Raw genomic sequence first — 15,655 nt, forward strand, 5'->3', positions numbered from 1 at the left:
TAAAATCGACGCACTGTGTCTGAGTCACCCCATACCCCCGAACCCCTCCGCCCTGCGGCGCACGCCGATACGGAGGGCGCCCCCACGCACCCCCACACCCCCGGCGTCTCCCTGCGCCACACCCGGGCCAAGGGGGAACCCCGGTTCCCCGACGGGCCCATGCCCGATCCCGCCGGGTCGCACTTCGAGCGGCGGATCCGTAGTTTTCAGCCGCGGCGGAGTCGGGTGACCGCCGGGCAGGCGGACGCGTTGCAGCGGCTGTGGCCCAAGTGGGGGCTGGACATCGACGGGCAGCGGACGCTGGATCTCGGCGAGTTGTTCGGGAACGCCAACCGGGTCGTGCTGGAGATCGGCTTCGGCATGGGTGAGGCCACCGCGCAGATGGCCGCCGCAGAGCCGGGCACCAACATCCTCGCCGTGGACGTGCACACCCCCGGCCAGGGCAATCTGCTGAACCTCGCCGACCAGAGCGGCCTGCCCAACGTCCGCGTCGGCAACGGCGACGCCATCATCCTGCTGCGCGAGATGCTCGCCCCGGACGCGCTCGACGGGCTGCGCGTCTACTTCCCGGACCCGTGGCCCAAGAAGCGGCACCACAAGCGGCGGCTGATCCAGCCGGAGTTCCTGGACCTCGCCGCGAGCCGCATCAGACCCGGCGGCATCGTGCACTGCGCGACCGACTGGGAGCCGTACGCCGAACAGATGCTCGACGTACTGACCGCGCACCCGGAGTTCGAGAACACCGCGTCCGACGGCGGTTTCGCGTCGCGTCCGGAGTTCCGGCCGCTGACCCGTTTCGAGGGCCAGGGGCTGGAGAAGGGTCATGTCGTGAACGACCTGCTCTTCCGTCGCGTACAGCATCGCGAAGAGCCCAGTGACCAGGACCGCGAGAAGCGACACAACTACCAACCCCCCACCGGCGCCTGAAGCCTCCGCGGGCAGCGCGGGCAGCGCCCTCCCTCGTTAGGGTCAATGCCGTGGCCACGTGTCCCCCGTACCCGACGAATCCGCCGTACGCCGGCGATCCCGCCGGCGGTGCGCTCGGACACGCCCACTGGTGGCAGCGCAGGTGGGTGCGGTACGGCGCGCTCAGTACCCTGCTCGCGCTCTCCGGGCTCGTCATCCTCGCCCTGGTGCGTCAGCAGACCGGCACCGAGGGGTTCCTGGTCGGACTCGGCCTCGCCGTGCTCCCCGTGCCGCTCCTCATAGCCGCCTTCCGCTGGCTCGACCGCGTCGAACCGGGACCGTGGCGCAATCTGATCTTCGCCTTCGCCTGGGGCGCCTGCGCGGCGGCGCTGATAGCGATCGTCGCCAACAGCTTCGCGACCAGATGGATCGCGACGGCGACCGCGGACCCCTCCAGCGCGGACACCCTCGGCGCGACGGTGATAGCGCCGATCGTCGAGGAGTCGGCCAAGGCCGCGGCCGTCCTGCTCCTCTTCCTGTTCCGGCGCCGGGACTTCACCGGGATCGTCGACGGGGTGGTGATAGCCGGCATCACCGCCACCGGCTTCGCGTTCACCGAGAACATCCTCTACCTGGGCACCGCCTTCGGCACCGACCAGCTGACCGGCGACCGCGGCATCGCCTCCGTCACCGCGGCGACCTTCTTCGTCCGCATCATCATGTCGCCGTTCGCGCACCCCCTCTTCACCGTCTGCACGGGCATCGGCTTCGGCATCGCCGCGCTCTCGGGGGACCGCCAGCACCTGCGCCGCGTCCTCGGCCCGCTGTCGGGGCTGCTGCTCGCGATGGGCATGCACGCGATCTGGAACAGCTCGTCGACGTTCGGCGAGTACGGGTTCTTCGGGGTCTACGCCGCGTTCATGGTGCCCTCGTTCGGGCTGCTGACCTGGCTGGTCATCTGGACCCGGCAGCGCGAACTGCGGACCGTGCGCGAGGAACTCCCCGCCTACACCATGGCCGGCTGGCTCACCCCCGCCGAGCCGTTCGCACTCGGCTCCATGCGCGCCCGCCGCCTCGCCCGCGACTACGCAGCCCGCCACTACGGCAAGCCCGCGGCAAGGGCGGTCGCCCAGTACGAGGCGTACGCGACCTCCCTGGCCTTCCTACGGCACCGGGGGCGCCGCGGCCGGGCCGGCGCCGACTTCGTCGTACGGGAACGAGAACTGCTCGCCGAGCTGTGGCGCCGCAAGGACGTGGCCCGCCCGGCGCTGGACTACGCGGCCAGGACGACGGCCCCGCCGGTCGCGGTGACCGCCCCGCCCTGGCCGGTGTACGGGGTGTACGGGTATCCGGCGCAGCCCGCCTATCCGGCATCGCCGTACCCCGCGTACAACCCGTATCAGCCGTAGACCAGGGATCGCGCAGGTCGAGGGCCGCCCGGATCGAGGATCGCCCAGCTCAGGGACCGATCAGGCCGACGCCCGCGTCAAGCGGTCGATCTCCGTCTCCGTCAGGGTCAGGTCCGCCACCGCCAGCAGGGCCGGCAGCTGCTCCAGCGTGCGCGCGGACGCGATCGGCGCGGCCACCGTCGGCTGGGCGGCGAGCCAGGCCAGGGCCACGGTCGCCACCTGGGCGTCATGGGCGGCGGCGATCTCGTCGAGGGCGGTCAGCACCCGCTGCCCCCGCTCCGACTCCAGGTAGGCGCCGGCGCGGCCCGCCCGCGCGCTCTCGACCGTCGTACCGGGCCGGTACTTGCCGGTGAGGAAGCCGGCGGCCAGGCCGAAGTAGGGGACGGCGGCGAGGCCCGCCGTGGCGGCGATGTCCCGCAGCTCGCCCTCGTAGGTGTCGCGGGAGACCAGGTTGTAGTGCGGCTGGATGGCCACGTACCGGGCGAGGTCCTCGCGGTCGGAGAACTCCAGGGACTCCCGCAGCCGCTCCGGCGTGATGTTGGAGACGGCGATGTTGCGCACCTTGCCCGCCCGCACCAGCTCGTCGAGCGCGCCGATGATCTCCTCGACCGGGATCTCGGGCTGGTCGAAGTGGGTGTAGTAGAGGTCGATGTAGTCGGTGTCCAGGCGGCGCAGCGAGGCGTCGGCGGCGGCCTTGATGTTGGCGCCGGACAGGCCCTTGTACTCGGGGTGCTGGCTGACCTTGGTGGCGATGACGACGTCGGCGCGGTTGCCGCGGGCCTTGACCCACTTGCCGATGATCGTCTCGGACTCGCCGCCCGAGTTGCCCTCGATCCAGGCCGTGTAGGAGTCGGCGGTGTCGACGAAGTTGCCGCCGGCCGCCGCGTAGGCGTCCAGGACGGCGAAGGAGGTCGCCTCGTCCGCCGTCCAGCCGAAGACGTTGCCGCCGAGGGAGAGGGGGAAGACCTCGAGGTCGGAGGAGCCGAGCTTGCGCAGAGAAGCAGAGGAGGACGTCATGCTTCACATCAACGCCGGCCCCGGAGACCGGTCTTCCGCCGGAGCCGCAAAGTTCCCGTAAACAAGCGGAGTCCGCTGTTCCGGGAACCTGGCGATGTGTCGGTGTCTGCCGACGACTACTGCCTCAGGGGGTGAGGCCCTTGCTGCGCAGCCACGCCATCGGGTCGATCCCGTCGGCCTGGCCGCCGGGGTGGACCTCCAGGTGCAGGTGCGCCCCGGTCACGTTGCCGGTGGCGCCCACACGGCCGATGACATCGCCGGTGGCGACCTTCTGGCCCACGCTCACGCCGATCGACGACTGGTGGCAGAACCACAGCTCCGTACCGTCGTCGAGGGTGAGGATCGTGCGGTAGCCGTACGAGCCCGCCCAGCCGGCCTCCGTGACCGTGCCGCTGTGGATGGCCTTGATGAGCGTGCCCGTGGGGGCGGCGAAGTCGAGGCCCGTGTGGTAGCCGGAGGACCACAGGGAACCGGCCTGCCCGAAGGTGCCGGTGATCGTGTACGAGGCGACCGGCAGCCGGTACTGCGTGGCCAGCTCCGCCAGCTTCGCGGCCTCGGCCTTCTTCTTGGCCTCCGCCTCCGCCTTCTTCTTCGCGGCGGCGGCCTTGGCGGCGGCCGCCTTCTCCGCCTTCGCGGCGGCGTCGTCGACCTGCTTGGAGAGGGAGGCCTCGGTGGCGTACTGGACCTTGCTGTCGACCTGAACGCGCTGCGACTCGGCCTGCGCCATGATGCGGTCGCGCAGCACCTCGCCGGCGTCCTTGGTGCCCTGCGCGGTCTCGCTGGAGGTCACGCCGACGCTGCTGAGCGCGGTCGGGGACCCCTTGGCGGGGCTGGGGGTCTCGCCGAAGACCGAGCCGACGTTCGGCAGGTCGGGCACGGAGATGGAGACCGGCGGCTTGCCGGTGTTGGCGCTGGCCATGCCGCCCGCGCCGACGGCGGCTATGACACCGACGCCCAGAACCGTGGAGCTGCGGGCGAGTCCTCCGCCGCGCTGCTTGGAGACGCGGTGGCGACCGCGGTTGGGGCGGACGGAATCCTCGGTGGGGTTCCATTCCTCCCAAGGGCCCTCGTCGGTGCGGTATCCGCCGTAGCCGAACGTCTCGTTGTCACGCTGGCTCGGCACGAACGGGGCCGCCGGGGCAGGGGGGTTGGACGCCACCTGGGCGTACTCCTTCCTTCCTTCTCGCCTACCGGGTTAGCTGACGGGTTCGGAGCAGGAAGGTCTCCTACGCGCGTAAACCGGTCGTGCGTACACGACGGACTACTTGCGATTCACCCCAAGTTGGTGGTTCCCCGGTTCCCTTGCGGGATTCGGCACGTGCGCACGGAGCCGACTCTTGTGACGGCTGGGACGACCGCGCTGCGTTATCGAACGTTAATAGACACGGGGCAGGGATTCCAAGCTGTTCGGCTTGATCATTAACGTTTTCACGCAGGACGTTCAGGCCATGACCGGTGAAAATCGGGCGAGTTGACCAAGCCTGTGAATCCACACAGGTATTGACGGGATGTCAGTTGTTGGGCGGAGGGCGTTCGCCTGCTCACCGGGCGTGACAACGGTCGGAAAGCCGAGCGGGAAATGACTCAGGGCCGGAGTCCGATGATCCGGACTCCGGCCCTGGGCCGTTAGTAGCGGGGACAGGATTTGAACCTGCGACCTCTGGGTTATGAGCCCAGCGAGCTACCGAGCTGCTCCACCCCGCGCCGTTGTGTTCTCCACTGTACGCCATCCGCGGGACGGGAGTGACCAAGGAGCGGTCGGGGAGCGGCCGGGCCGGTCAGGCCGCCGGGTTTCCGGCGTGGGTCAGGGTCTCCCAGGAGACGAAGAGATCGTCGGTACCGGCCGGGCGGGTCTCCTCGGCCAGCTTGTGGGCGGCCGGGACGGAACCGCCGAGCCGGTCCTCCAGGTGGTTGAGGGCGACCTCCAGGTCCGGACCCATGTTCCGGTCGACCTTGCCGCCGCACAGCCACGCGGGCGGGTTCTCGCCCAGCTGGTAGCGGGCGTGGAACGCGAGGGCCGCGGTCAGCCGGTCCTTGACCTCGCCGTACAGGTCGACGCCCTGGTGCCAGGCCGTCTCGGCGATGTGAGCGGTGGCGGCGAGCGAGTAGCCGACGTGCTTGAAGTTGCGGCAGGTCTCCTGCGCGACGCCGTCCTTGTACGTCCCCTGCTTGAACCAGTACGTCGTCAGCTTCTGCGGCGTGTTCATGGTCGAGCCGGCCACGGTGAGCGGCACCTTGCCGTCCTTCTCCAGATAGAAGTAGGCGGGCACGCGGTCGCGGAAGCGGGCGAGGGCGGCGTCGAAGGCCTTGTGGTCGTTGGTGAAGACGGCGATGCCGATCGCCGCGTCGGTCATCGCGAGGTCCCAGTTGCCGTTGTAGTCGGGCAGCTTCTCGGTGACGTACGGCTGATAGGCGGTCCGCAGCATCTTCTCGAACCGCGCCACCCGGTCCGCCGGCCACCCCGCCCCCGGCGCGTACCGCACGATCTCCGCGGCCCGCGCCCACGTCGACCCGGCCCACGCGGTCTGCAGCCCCGCGTCCTCCTCGGAGTGCCGCTTGATCTTCGCCGACCAGGCGTCCATGATCTCCCGCGCCTTCAGCGCGTGCTCCTGCTTGCCGGTGACGCTGAAGAGCAGTGCCTGCGTGTACGCGGCGATCGCGTCCTCCCGCTCCTCCACGCACCCCTGCGCGACCTTGCCGCCCCAGGGACAGTCGACGTTCTCGTACGGCTCGGGGCGGTACTTGTACGACCCGTACTTGCTGTCCCGCATCTCCAGGAACGCCTTCAGCCACGGCTGCTTCCCGGCGGTGACGTTCTTTCGTACGGAGTCCAGCTGCGCCTTGCTGACGAGCACGCCGGGGTGGGTGAACGTGGCGTCCGGGGGGAGGGCGCGGGCCATGGTCCGGGTACCGGTGTCCGTGCTGCCGCACGAGGCGACGGTCACGGTGAGAAGGGGCGCGATCAGGAGCACGGCGGCTCGTTTTCGGGATGGCCTCACTGGTACCAGTACCTCCGCGTATGTCCACTCCGGGTCACTCGCAGCGTGACCCTTCGGGGTCTTGGGCGCAGGATCTGTTGGGCCGATCGGACTGTGGGGGGCGTTGGTGTGGGCGTCCGTTCTGGGGGCTGCCGCCCCCAGGCCCCCGCTTCGGCCTGGACGGCCTCGTCCTCAAACGCCGGACGGGCTGAGAAGATCCGGACCCGGCCTTGAGATGTGCCGACCGGCGCGAGAGCGGGACCGACCGGCGCCGAAACGTGCTGGCCGCTCAGGCCGACAGGTGGCGGTTCGGTTGCTTCGCCCGCTCCTCGTACTCCGGGATCACGACCACCTCGACGCCCTGCCCCGCCAACAACCCGTTCCCGTCCGCCGCCGTCACGAATGTGTCCGGCTCGCGCCAGGCCGTCACCACGCGGCGTACGCCCGCGTCGAGGATGAGCCGGGCGCAGGGCTTGGGGCGGGAGGCTCGGTGGGCGCAGGGTTCGAGGCTGCTGTAGATCGTGGCCGACGGGAGGCGGGGGTCCGTGGGGGCGAGTTTCGCCAGGGCCGCCTCCTCCGCGTGGACCACCGGGTCGCCGCCTTCGCGGGAGTGGCCGCGGGCCAGCTCCGTGCCGTCGGCGGCGACCACGACCGCGCCGACGCTGAAGGCGGTGGTGGAGGGCGGGCAGTGGGTGGCCAGTTCGCAGGCCAGGCGGAGCCAGTGGTGGTCGGCGGCGGTGGGGAGCGGGCCGGTGCCGGGGGCGGTGGGCTCGTAGCGCATGAGGACGACGTCCTCGATCTGCCGGGTTTCGAGGAGGCGGAGGCGGCCGGCTTGGTAGGGGCCGGGGCCGAAGAGGCGGGGCGCGGTCGGGGTGCCCACGAAGAGCGGGGACAGGACCAGGTGGAGTTCGTCCGCGAGGCCCTCCTGGAGCAGCTGGGTGTGGATCGTGCCGCCGCCCTCGACCATGAGGCGGTCGATGCCGCGCGCCTCGTGCAGGTGGGTGAGGAGTCGGCGCCAGTCCAGGTCGGGGCCCAGCGGGACCACGTCGGCGGCGATGCCCAGGGCGTGCGCCCGGTCGGCGCCCTTGTCCGTCGTGTACAGGACCTTCTCGCCGCCCGTGTGCCAGAAGTTGGCGGCCGGGTCGAGTTCGCCGGTGCCGCTGACGGTGACCTTGAGGGGGTACTCCGGCCGGCCCGACGCCACGCGAGCGGCGCGGCGCTCGGGCGAGTTCACCAGCAGGCGCGGGTTGTCGGCGCGGATCGTGCCGGCGCCGACCAGGATCGCGTCGACGGACGCCCGTACCTCGTCGACCCGGTCGAAGTCGGCCGGGGAGGAGAGCAGCAGACGCTCGGGGCCGGTGTCGTCGAGATAGCCGTCGAGGGAGACGGCGGCGGACAGCAGGACGAACGGGTGGGGCATCGACGCGCTCTCTCTGCGAGGCGGGGCTGGGTGTACGGGACTCGGTCCACGGAGCTGGGTTCGAGTTCTCTATAAGGTGGGGCTTGGTTCAAGTTTGAAACAAACCTACACTGGTCCCATGACGACTCGCTGGCTCACCCCTGAGGAGCAGCGCGCATGGCGCGCGTACATCGCCGCATCGCAGCTCCTGGAGGACGCGATGGACCGGCAGCTCCAGCAGGACGCCGGCATGCCCCACCTGTACTACTCCATCCTGGCCAACCTCTCCGACGTACCGGACCACCGGCTGCGGATGACCGATCTCGCCGGGCGGACGAAGATCACCCGGAGCCGGCTGACGTACGCGGTGACGCGGCTGGAGAAGGACGGTCTGGTACGGCGCGAGGGGTGCCCGTCCGACAAGCGCGGCAGCACCGCGGTGCTCACCGACGCCGGCATGGAGACCCTGGTGCGGACCGCTCCCGGGCACGTCGAGACGGTCCGCGCGGCCATCTTCGACCATCTCACCCCGGAACAGGTGAGCCAGTTGGAGGAGATCGGCACGGGCATCGTGCGGGCGCTGGAGGGCGACGGGACCGAGGCCACGCGGGAGGACGTCCCGTGGCGCCGCCGGTCGTCCTCGTCCTCGCCCTGTACGTGACCCGGCCCACAAACCAGTTGCTTCAAATTTCAAGCATGGGGTAGGGTCCGTGATCGTGGATCTGCTTCAGTTTTGAAGCAGATCGGTATTCGTCCACCGGACCGGGAGAACCCGCATGCCTGACTTCCCTGCCGCAACGCCGCGCTCCCGCGTCCGGGTCCCGCTGCGCTTCCACGACGGCTACACCGTCGACACCGAGATGGTCACCTTCCACGGCCTGACCGACGGCCAGGAACACGTAGCGGTCGTCCTGGGCGAACCGGCGCCCGGCACGACCCCGCTGGTGCGCCTGCACTCCGAGTGCCTGACCGGCGACGTCTTCGGCTCGGCCCGCTGCGACTGCGGCCCGCAGCTGCGCGAGGCGGTCGAGCGCATAGCCGAGCGCGGCGGCGTCCTGCTCTACCTGCGCCAGGAGGGCCGGGGCATAGGCCTCTACAACAAGCTCGACGCGTACGCCCTCCAGGACCAGGGCCTGGACACGTACGAGGCGAACGCGGCCCTCGGTCTGCCCGAGGACGCCCGCGACTACACGGCGGCGGCCCAGATGCTCCGGTCCCTGGGGATCGACGAACTGGACCTGCTGTCCAACAACCCCGACAAGGCCGACCAGTTGCGCTCCCTCGGCATCTCCGTGCGCGACCGCGTCCCCACCGGTGTCTTCAAGACCGCGCACAACGTCCGCTACCTGCGCGCGAAGGTCCTCCAGACCCACCACACCCTGCCGCTGGGCCAGTTGACGGAGCTGAACGCGGGCTGATGGGCTCGACGGGGCCGGTCGGGGCGCATACCCGGGCGCCGCGGGCTCACCACACGCAGGGCAGCCGCACCTCGATCACCGTGGGGCCGCCGACCGGGCTGGACAGCTCCACGGTCCCGTCGAGCGCGGCGACCCGCCGTCGCATGCCGAGCAGCCCCGAGCCGCTCGTCTCGTCGGCGCCGCCGCACCCCTCGTCGGCGACCCGCACCCGCAACCCGCGCTTCATCCGGGCGAGTTGGACCGAGGCCCGGGACGAGCCGCTGTACTTGGCGGCGTTGGTGAGCGCCTCGGCGACGACGAAGTAGGCGGCGGCCTCGACGGCGGCCGGCGCCCGCACCCCGTCGTCCTCCAACCGCTCCACCTCCACGGTCACGTGGAGCCCTCCCCCACGCTCGGCTTCGCTCGCGCGGGGGGACCCCCACCCTGCGGCCAGCGCACGCACCGCGCCGACCAGGCCGCGGTCGGTCAGGATCGGCGGGTGGATGCCGCGGACGACGTTCCGCAGGTCGGTCAGCGCCTGTTCGGCCTGTGCCTGGGCCTCGTCCAGCAGCTTGCGCCCGGTGTCCGGGTCGCGGTCGTAGGCGCGTTTGGCGAGGCCGATGCGCATGGACAGCGCGACCAGGTTGGCCTGGGCGCCGTCGTGCAGATCGCGTTCGATACGGCGCAGTTCGGCGCCGTGCGCGGCGATGGCGTCGGCGCGGGTGGCGGCCAATTCCTCGACGCGGGCGGCGAGTTGAGCCTTCGGCGAGGGCTTGAGCAGGGCGGTCGACCAGTCGGCCTCCAGATCCGCGATCCGCGTGATCAACGGCAGCACGACCGGCGTCCGCCGCAGCAGCCCGCTCCACACGCCGTCGACGACCAGCCCGACCGGCCACAGCGGCAGCGCGAGGACGATCAGAGCACCGTAGAAGTAGTCCGCGACCATCCACCGGAAATCCGTGAACGTCCCGGGATCGCGCACGGCGATCCGGATCCGCTCCCGCACGGTCCCGGTGATCGGCTGATAGGCCTCCGGGATCCGTTGCCCGGTCCACGCGGCGGTCATCCCCCGCTTGGCCCCGGCGATCCTCCGCACCAGCAGCACGGTCTCCGGCAACAGCCACGCCCCGACCACCGCCAGCGTCCCGATGGCCGTGATGAGCAGCACCGTGACGAAGATCCACAGGCAGAACGCCATCAGGGCGGCGAGGAGCAGATGCCCTGTGGCCCGCGCGGCCTGCCGCATCGTTGTCCTCATACGGCAACGCTAAGCGACGGAGGCGGGCGGCGCGGTGTAGCGGGCTACACCCTTTGCCCTGGTGGGAGCGGGCTCCCGTACACCCCTCGAAACCCCCGCACGCGCCCGTTGAACGGCTCGCCCAATTGCGACGTATCAGTCACTGTGGGTGGCACCGGGCTGAGCGTCCGGTGCCGTACGAAGGGGGCCCAGCGATCTCACCGGAACCGAGCCGATCCGTCAGCACGCTCGACGTCGACACGATCGACGCGGGCACGCTCGACGCGCCCGTACGCCCGGCACCGCAACGGGACGGCGGCACGCCGGAAGCACGGGTCCCCCGCCATGTGCCGGGCCTGGACGGCCTGCGTGGCCTGGCCGCCCTCTACGTGGTCCTGTTCCACTGCTGGCTGCTGGCCTTCCCCGGTTTCCCGCGCAACTCGGGCCCGTCCTGGCTGGGTTGGCTCATGTACGGCCGTCTCGCCGTCGTCTTCTTCCTCGTCCTGTCCGGCTTCTCCCTGGCCATCTCCGCCGCCCGCAACGGCTGGCACCCGGGCGGCACCGCGCGTTTCCTGAGCCGCCGGGCCTGGCGCATCCTGCCGCCGTACTGGGCGGCCCTCGTACTGAGCGTGGCGGTCGCCTACTTCATCGTCCCCGCCTCGCACTTCGGCCCGCCGAACCTCAAGACGGTCGTGGTGTACGGCCTGTTGGCCCAGGACGTGACGACGGCACCGACCCCGAACGGGGCGTTCTGGTCGATCGCGGTGGAGGCGGAGCTCTATCTGCTGTTCCCCGTCCTCCTGTTCATCCGGCGGCGCCTGGGCGCGGTCGTCCTGGTGGCGGGCGTGACCCTGCCGGTGGTCGCCCGCGGCCTCATGGCAACGAACGCGAACCCCGTCGAGGGCATGAACTGGCTGACCCCGAACCTCGCCCCGGTCTTCGTGGCCGGCCTGGTCGGCGCCGGGATCGTGGTCGCGCGGGACCGGATCCGACGGCTCCCGTGGCACTGGCTCGCCGCGCTGGCCGCCGTACCGGTGCTGTCCGTGATGGTCGTCAAGGGCTCGACCTGGACGGTCACCCACTCGTTCTGGGTGGACCTGGCAGTGGCCCCCGCCATGACGCTGCTGCTGGTGGCGGTGGCGACGGGCCGCCCGACCTGGCTCATGGGCCTGCTGTCGACCCGGGCGATCCGCAGCCTCGGCGACATCTCGTACAGCCTCTACCTCATCCACCTGCCGATCGTCATGATCGCCGTCCGTGAGATCGCTCCTCGCGTGGTCTCCCCCGGCCTGCCGACCTTCGCGGTCACGGTCCTGCTGAGCGTGCCGGCGTCGCTGCTGACGGGGTGGGTGTTCGCCCGGTTCTTCGAGCTGCCGTTCAAGCGGAACCGTTCGTGGCGGGCGATGCGGGTCGCCGGATCCCGAGCGTGACAGCTAGTTCGTGGGTGCGGCGCAGAGGGCGTGGTCGACGAGGGTGCCCGTCGCGCGGTTGAGGGCGGCCAGGTCGGGCGGCGCGGTGGTGGTCGTGATGGAGACGGTCACCGCACGGGTGCCGTCCGCGCTCACGGCGGGGCGGGTGTTGACGCCGGCGCCATCGCCTTCGTGGGTGTAGTAGAAGCCCCCGCAGGAGAGCGGAATCCTCCGCAGCCCAAGGCCGTAGGTCCCCACCGGCATCTCGGCCACGTCCTCCGGGTCGTCGGTCCGCTCGACGGTGGTCCGCATCTCGCGCCACTGCGCGGCGGGGAGCAGTCGGCCGCCGACGAGGGCGCGGAAGAAGGTGTTCAGATCGGCGGTCGTACTCACCACACCGGAGTCCGCGGTGTGCTGAAGGCTGTGCTCGGTGACGTCGAGACGCTTGCCGTCGGGGGTGGTCAGGTAGGCGTTCACGTGCGGGTCGGGAAGGCGGGGGTCGGACCCGGGGATGGACGTGTCCCGCAGGCGCAGTGTCACGATCACCCGGCGCTCGACCAGTTCCTGCCAGCTCGCGCCACCGGCCTTCTCGGCGATCATCCCGGCGAGCAGGTAGTTGGTGTTGGAGTAGGCCCACCGAGTGGCACCGCCGGGTTGGGCGACGAAGACCGGCGGGTGCTTCATCGCCACCGCGACCAGGTCGGCGGCGGGCGTGGTGTCGTACCGGTTCTCGTCGAAGTGGTTGATCAACCGGTCCTGGATCTCCGGGTCGTCGACGTAGTCGTACAGCCCACTGGTCTGCCGGAGCAGGTCCCGCACGGTGATACGGCTGCCGTCGTTCCCGTTCCCCGCGACGACACCGGGCAGCCAGTGCTCGACGGTGTCATCGAGCGACAGCCGCTTCTCGGCGACGAGTTGGAGGACGACGGTCGCGGTGAAGGTCTTCGTGGTGCTGGCCACGCGGAAGTGGGAGTTCCAGGGGATGGGGGCGGGGGAGTCGGCGGTGCGGGTGCCGATGCGGGCCATGAGTCGGGCGTGGTGGGGTCCGTCGACCCTGGCCAGGACGTTGACGTCACCGCCGCCGGCCCGGCGCACGGCGGCGAGGTCCTGCCGGAGCTGGGCCCGGGTGTAAGGGTGGCCGCCGGTCGAGTGGGCGGCGGCGGTACCGGCGGTCGCGGGCAACGTCAGTGCGAGCAGCGCCGCGCCGAGTACGACGGCTCCGGTCTTCCTGGACGACTGAATCCGCATGATCTGATCCCCCGTTGCTGTGGTCCTGATCGGTGACGATCACCAGCGAACCGCGTCTGCGGCGCGGAGAGGATGGAGGTGTCCTCCGGGTTCGGGGTGTACTCAGGTGCACCCTTCAACGCGTTTCCGGGCCGAGGGCGTCGCGGACGGCGGCGAGGATGGCCTCCGTGTCGGCACCCAGCACGCGGGCGGAGAAGGTGAAGTCCCGTGCCAGGGCCATGAGTTGGGAGGCATGGTCATGGGTCGGGCGGGCCGGCGGCGCCGCGACCCGGGAACCGGCTCCCCGGCGCGTGCGGATCAGGCCCTCGGCCTCCAGCTCGCGGTAGGCGCGGGCCACGGTGCCCGGAGCGAGGCCGAGGTCCGTGGCCAGCTGACGCACGGTCGGCAGCCTGTCGCCCTCGGCCAGCCGGCCGGTGACGATCAGAGCGCCGAGCTGCGCGCGGATCTGCAGGTACGGCGGTACCGGGCTGGTGGTGTCGACGCGTACGGCAGGCTCATTCACCGGCGCGGTCCCCCTCCGCCACGTCGTCGACGGCCCGCGGGGCCACCACGGTGAGCAGGGACCAGACGACGGTGATGAGGTTCACCAGGGCCAGCGGGTAGAACACCCAGAAGGTGAGTGCGCCCGTCGCGCCGGCGCAGCCTGTCTCCATGAAGGAGATGGTGACCATCAGCACCGCGTACAACTGCTGGCTCGACACGAGCAGGCCCCAGGCCCCGGTCACCGCCCACGCGCGGTTGCGACGCTCCTGCTCCCCACCTGGTCCGTGAGCGATGCGGCGCAGTGCCCACACACATGTAGGGGTGGCTATGGCGAGCGCGCCGAACATCGGAAGGCTGTAGTACAGGCCGGGCCAGGGGCCCAGGGTTGCCGGAATCCCGTTGCAGGCGACGGTGAGGACCTTGCCCCTGCTGAGGACACGGCCGGAGTCGACGGAGGCCGTAGCGGCCGTGATCGCCAGCAGCACGACGAGGGTGACGCCCTGGAGGGCGATCAGGGGACCCATGCGTGGTGGCACGTGCTCTCTGACCCTGCGCGGGGCGAGACTCGCGGTGCGTACCGCGTCCTGAGGAAGCAGCGTCAGCGCGTCCGCCAGAAGGACGCCTGCCACCGTGCACACCCCGAAAGCCGTGATGCAGAACACGACGCGCTGCTCGAACTCGACCTGCCCGAGGGTGGACAGCGCCTGCGCGGCCATGATGCCGATGGCGAGGCCGGACCAACGGGCGTACTGATCGGCGTGATCGAGGAATCTCTGCTGGAACGGGACGGTGTCGAGCATGCGGAGGCCCCCCAGATCATCTTGTACCAAGTGGCGAGTACAAGATGGCCTCGGGCGACACCTTGTGTCAAACGCTTGGCACAAGAAGGAACCCCACCATGAGAGCGCCAGCGGGCCGAGGACGCGGCGGAGAAACAACTGCGGCCCCAGCTCGAAGTGCCTCTGAGAATGATCGCCAATCCTTCCCGTGTCGGCTCGTGTTGTCCCATCCGCTCATGTATCGCTCACGCCGCTTCGGTCACAGGTCGAACAGTGCGTCGCCCGCGTCCGATGTGGCCTTCAGCGCCTTGGTTGCCTCTGCGGGAACAGGGAGGATCCCCGCTGTGGCTAGGTCCGTCACCGTGATCAGTGGGCCCGCGCACACATCATTGAAGAGATCGGCCTGTGCTGGCTCCTCTCGCACGAGCAGGCCGAGGACATTCAGCAACTCCAGCAGCTCCGTTGTCCATGAGGGAAGCCAGCGCGGAGCTACCTCGTGGTCCAGTTCGAGGCGTCGCTTGCCGGCGGGGTTCCTCCGTCGGTAGCCGAACCACTTGTCGAGAACGTTCATCCCGGACACTTCGTACTCCCGGACCGCGCGAGGCACGGGACTGATCCTCCCACTGCCGATCCACAGATCCTGTGTCACGGGGTCGTACACCAGCTTCTCTGGCATAGCTTCCGCATCATCCGGGATCTCCGCGACACATCGAGGGCGGTCGCGTGGTAGCAGCACCCTGCCGTACGGCCTCCCGGCCGTCTCATCGGCGTACCGCTCGCCGTAGGTATGCAGCCACAAAACTCGCTGACCGATGGCAACCGCCTGCTCCCATAAGCAAAGGTCAGCGCTGAGGGGTATCCGCGCGCCGGGGACTTCGAGGTCCTCTTGGAATCGAGCTGTGTACTCCGGGTGGGACGCGATCGCGGCGACGTAGGCCAGCAGGTCTTCAGCGACGACCGGTATGCCGAGCCGCCCGGAGAGCAAGGGGAGAAGACCGGGCGTGACGTTGGGCAATGTGCCGGCGGCGTTGCGGTAGAGGGGACGGGCGCAACCGCTGCGGTTGTTGAAATAGTCCATGTCGGTAATGAGGGCGCTGAAGACCAGCGCCGGACCGCTGACCACCGGGTGGGCGTTCTGCTCAACGGTGTAGATCTGGCGGTCGCTGCGAACTCGCCAAAGGTCCGCTCTGCCTCGCTCCATCAATCGGCTGTCCGGCAACACGTATTGCCGGTCGAACGAGCGGAACCCAATGCGCACCGTTTGAGGGTTTGTCCTGTGCTCGGCGGCGAGCGGTATCGAGCAATGCTCAAGACCTGTGGATCAATCTCGGGTTGGACGCGAAGGGCGTACCTTCCCGATTGATCCTGTGATGGTCACCGAGTAGGCCCGCGT

The 15,655-nt window shown here is 70.1% G+C and carries 14 protein-coding genes, 1 tRNA gene and 1 riboswitch; of the genes, 5 read left to right on the top strand and 10 right to left on the bottom strand.

The features are described 5' to 3' along the window. Positions 1-15 precede the first annotated feature (15 nt). Both trmB and ACIP6U_RS48070 read left to right on the top strand, forming a co-directional pair. Positions 16-927, top strand: coding sequence for a tRNA (guanosine(46)-N7)-methyltransferase TrmB (trmB, locus tag ACIP6U_RS48065; RefSeq protein ID WP_401729812.1), 912 nt, complete (start codon positions 16-18; stop codon positions 925-927). A gap of 50 nt (positions 928-977) precedes the next feature. Beyond that, positions 978-2,315: a PrsW family intramembrane metalloprotease gene (locus tag ACIP6U_RS48070; protein ID WP_401729814.1), complete on the top strand. Its 1,338-nt coding sequence runs from the start codon at positions 978-980 to the stop codon at positions 2,313-2,315. 60 nt (positions 2,316-2,375) lie between these two features. On the opposite strand, the gene ACIP6U_RS48075 is transcribed toward ACIP6U_RS48070, so the two are convergent. The 5 genes from ACIP6U_RS48075 to ACIP6U_RS48095 form a co-directional block, all read right to left on the bottom strand. After that, entirely contained in the window at positions 2,376-3,332 is a 957-nt protein-coding gene (locus tag ACIP6U_RS48075) for an aldo/keto reductase (RefSeq protein WP_401729816.1), read from the bottom strand. Positions 3,333-3,456: 124 nt separating this feature from the next. Then, positions 3,457-4,491 carry a M23 family metallopeptidase gene (locus tag ACIP6U_RS48080; RefSeq protein WP_401729818.1) on the bottom strand — a complete coding sequence of 345 codons (1,035 nt, stop codon included), beginning with the start codon at positions 4,489-4,491 and terminating at the stop codon, positions 3,457-3,459. Between the two features lie 10 nt (positions 4,492-4,501). After that, positions 4,502-4,659: riboswitch (cyclic di-AMP (ydaO/yuaA leader) on the bottom strand. A gap of 303 nt (positions 4,660-4,962) precedes the next feature. After that, positions 4,963-5,036, bottom strand: a tRNA-Met gene (locus ACIP6U_RS48085). A gap of 74 nt (positions 5,037-5,110) precedes the next feature. Continuing rightward, positions 5,111-6,232 (bottom strand): alginate lyase family protein, encoded by a 1,122-nt coding sequence (locus ACIP6U_RS48090; protein ID WP_401729833.1) that lies wholly within the window; start codon positions 6,230-6,232, stop codon positions 5,111-5,113. A 367-nt stretch (positions 6,233-6,599) separates the two neighbouring features. Beyond that, on the bottom strand, positions 6,600-7,730 hold the full coding sequence (locus ACIP6U_RS48095) for a dihydrofolate reductase family protein (RefSeq protein ID WP_401729819.1): 1,131 nt from the start codon (positions 7,728-7,730) through the stop codon (positions 6,600-6,602). Positions 7,731-7,848: 118 nt separating this feature from the next. On the opposite strand from ACIP6U_RS48095, the gene ACIP6U_RS48100 reads away from it, so the two are divergent. Together ACIP6U_RS48100 and ribA are read left to right on the top strand one after the other, a co-directional pair. Then, a complete protein-coding gene (locus ACIP6U_RS48100; RefSeq protein ID WP_401729821.1) occupies positions 7,849-8,370 on the top strand; it encodes a MarR family winged helix-turn-helix transcriptional regulator in 522 nt (173 codons plus the stop codon). A gap of 115 nt (positions 8,371-8,485) precedes the next feature. Beyond that, positions 8,486-9,127 carry a GTP cyclohydrolase II gene (ribA, locus tag ACIP6U_RS48105; protein ID WP_401729823.1) on the top strand — a complete coding sequence of 214 codons (642 nt, stop codon included), beginning with the start codon at positions 8,486-8,488 and terminating at the stop codon, positions 9,125-9,127. A gap of 46 nt (positions 9,128-9,173) precedes the next feature. Here the strand turns inward: ribA and ACIP6U_RS48110 are convergent, their stop codons facing one another. Continuing rightward, positions 9,174-10,364 carry a histidine kinase gene (locus ACIP6U_RS48110; protein WP_401729824.1) on the bottom strand — a complete coding sequence of 397 codons (1,191 nt, stop codon included), beginning with the start codon at positions 10,362-10,364 and terminating at the stop codon, positions 9,174-9,176. 170 nt (positions 10,365-10,534) lie between these two features. On the opposite strand from ACIP6U_RS48110, the gene ACIP6U_RS48115 reads away from it, so the two are divergent. Next, positions 10,535-11,773 (top strand): acyltransferase family protein, encoded by a 1,239-nt coding sequence (locus tag ACIP6U_RS48115; RefSeq protein WP_401729826.1) that lies wholly within the window; start codon positions 10,535-10,537, stop codon positions 11,771-11,773. 3 nt (positions 11,774-11,776) lie between these two features. Here the strand turns inward: ACIP6U_RS48115 and ACIP6U_RS48120 are convergent, their stop codons facing one another. The 4 genes from ACIP6U_RS48120 to ACIP6U_RS48135 form a co-directional block, all read right to left on the bottom strand. After that, positions 11,777-13,000 carry a serine hydrolase domain-containing protein gene (locus ACIP6U_RS48120; protein WP_401729827.1) on the bottom strand — a complete coding sequence of 408 codons (1,224 nt, stop codon included), beginning with the start codon at positions 12,998-13,000 and terminating at the stop codon, positions 11,777-11,779. 115 nt (positions 13,001-13,115) lie between these two features. Beyond that, a complete protein-coding gene (locus tag ACIP6U_RS48125; protein WP_401729829.1) occupies positions 13,116-13,502 on the bottom strand; it encodes a GntR family transcriptional regulator in 387 nt (128 codons plus the stop codon). Then, positions 13,495-14,283, bottom strand: coding sequence for a hypothetical protein (locus tag ACIP6U_RS48130; RefSeq protein ID WP_401729830.1), 789 nt, complete (start codon positions 14,281-14,283; stop codon positions 13,495-13,497). Before ACIP6U_RS48130 ends, ACIP6U_RS48125 begins: the two co-directional genes overlap by 8 nt. Before the next feature lie 238 nt (positions 14,284-14,521). Beyond that, positions 14,522-15,559, bottom strand: a complete 1,038-nt coding sequence (locus ACIP6U_RS48135; protein WP_401729834.1) for a type ISP restriction/modification enzyme — start codon at positions 15,557-15,559, stop codon at positions 14,522-14,524. Positions 15,560-15,655 lie beyond the last annotated feature (96 nt).

The sequence above is a fragment of the Streptomyces sp. NPDC088794 genome (assembly GCF_044750545.1).
Lineage (GTDB): Bacteria > Actinomycetota > Actinomycetes > Streptomycetales > Streptomycetaceae > Streptomyces.

What these genes read in the sequence shown, in the direction of transcription:
- ACIP6U_RS48095 (WP_401729819.1), bottom strand. Translation starts at nt 7,730, where the DNA reads ATGCCCCACCCGTTCGTCCTGCTGTCCGCCGCCGTCTCCCTCGACGGC.
- ACIP6U_RS48100 (WP_401729821.1), top strand. Translation starts at nt 7,849, where the DNA reads ATGACGACTCGCTGGCTCACCCCTGAGGAGCAGCGCGCATGGCGCGCG.
- ACIP6U_RS48090 (WP_401729833.1), bottom strand. Translation starts at nt 6,232, where the DNA reads ATGGCCCGCGCCCTCCCCCCGGACGCCACGTTCACCCACCCCGGCGTG.
- ACIP6U_RS48110 (WP_401729824.1), bottom strand. Translation starts at nt 10,364, where the DNA reads ATGAGGACAACGATGCGGCAGGCCGCGCGGGCCACAGGGCATCTGCTC.
- ribA (WP_401729823.1), top strand. Translation starts at nt 8,486, where the DNA reads ATGCCTGACTTCCCTGCCGCAACGCCGCGCTCCCGCGTCCGGGTCCCG.
- ACIP6U_RS48130 (WP_401729830.1), bottom strand. Translation starts at nt 14,283, where the DNA reads ATGCTCGACACCGTCCCGTTCCAGCAGAGATTCCTCGATCACGCCGAT.
- ACIP6U_RS48075 (WP_401729816.1), bottom strand. Translation starts at nt 3,332, where the DNA reads ATGACGTCCTCCTCTGCTTCTCTGCGCAAGCTCGGCTCCTCCGACCTC.
- ACIP6U_RS48120 (WP_401729827.1), bottom strand. Translation starts at nt 13,000, where the DNA reads ATGCGGATTCAGTCGTCCAGGAAGACCGGAGCCGTCGTACTCGGCGCG.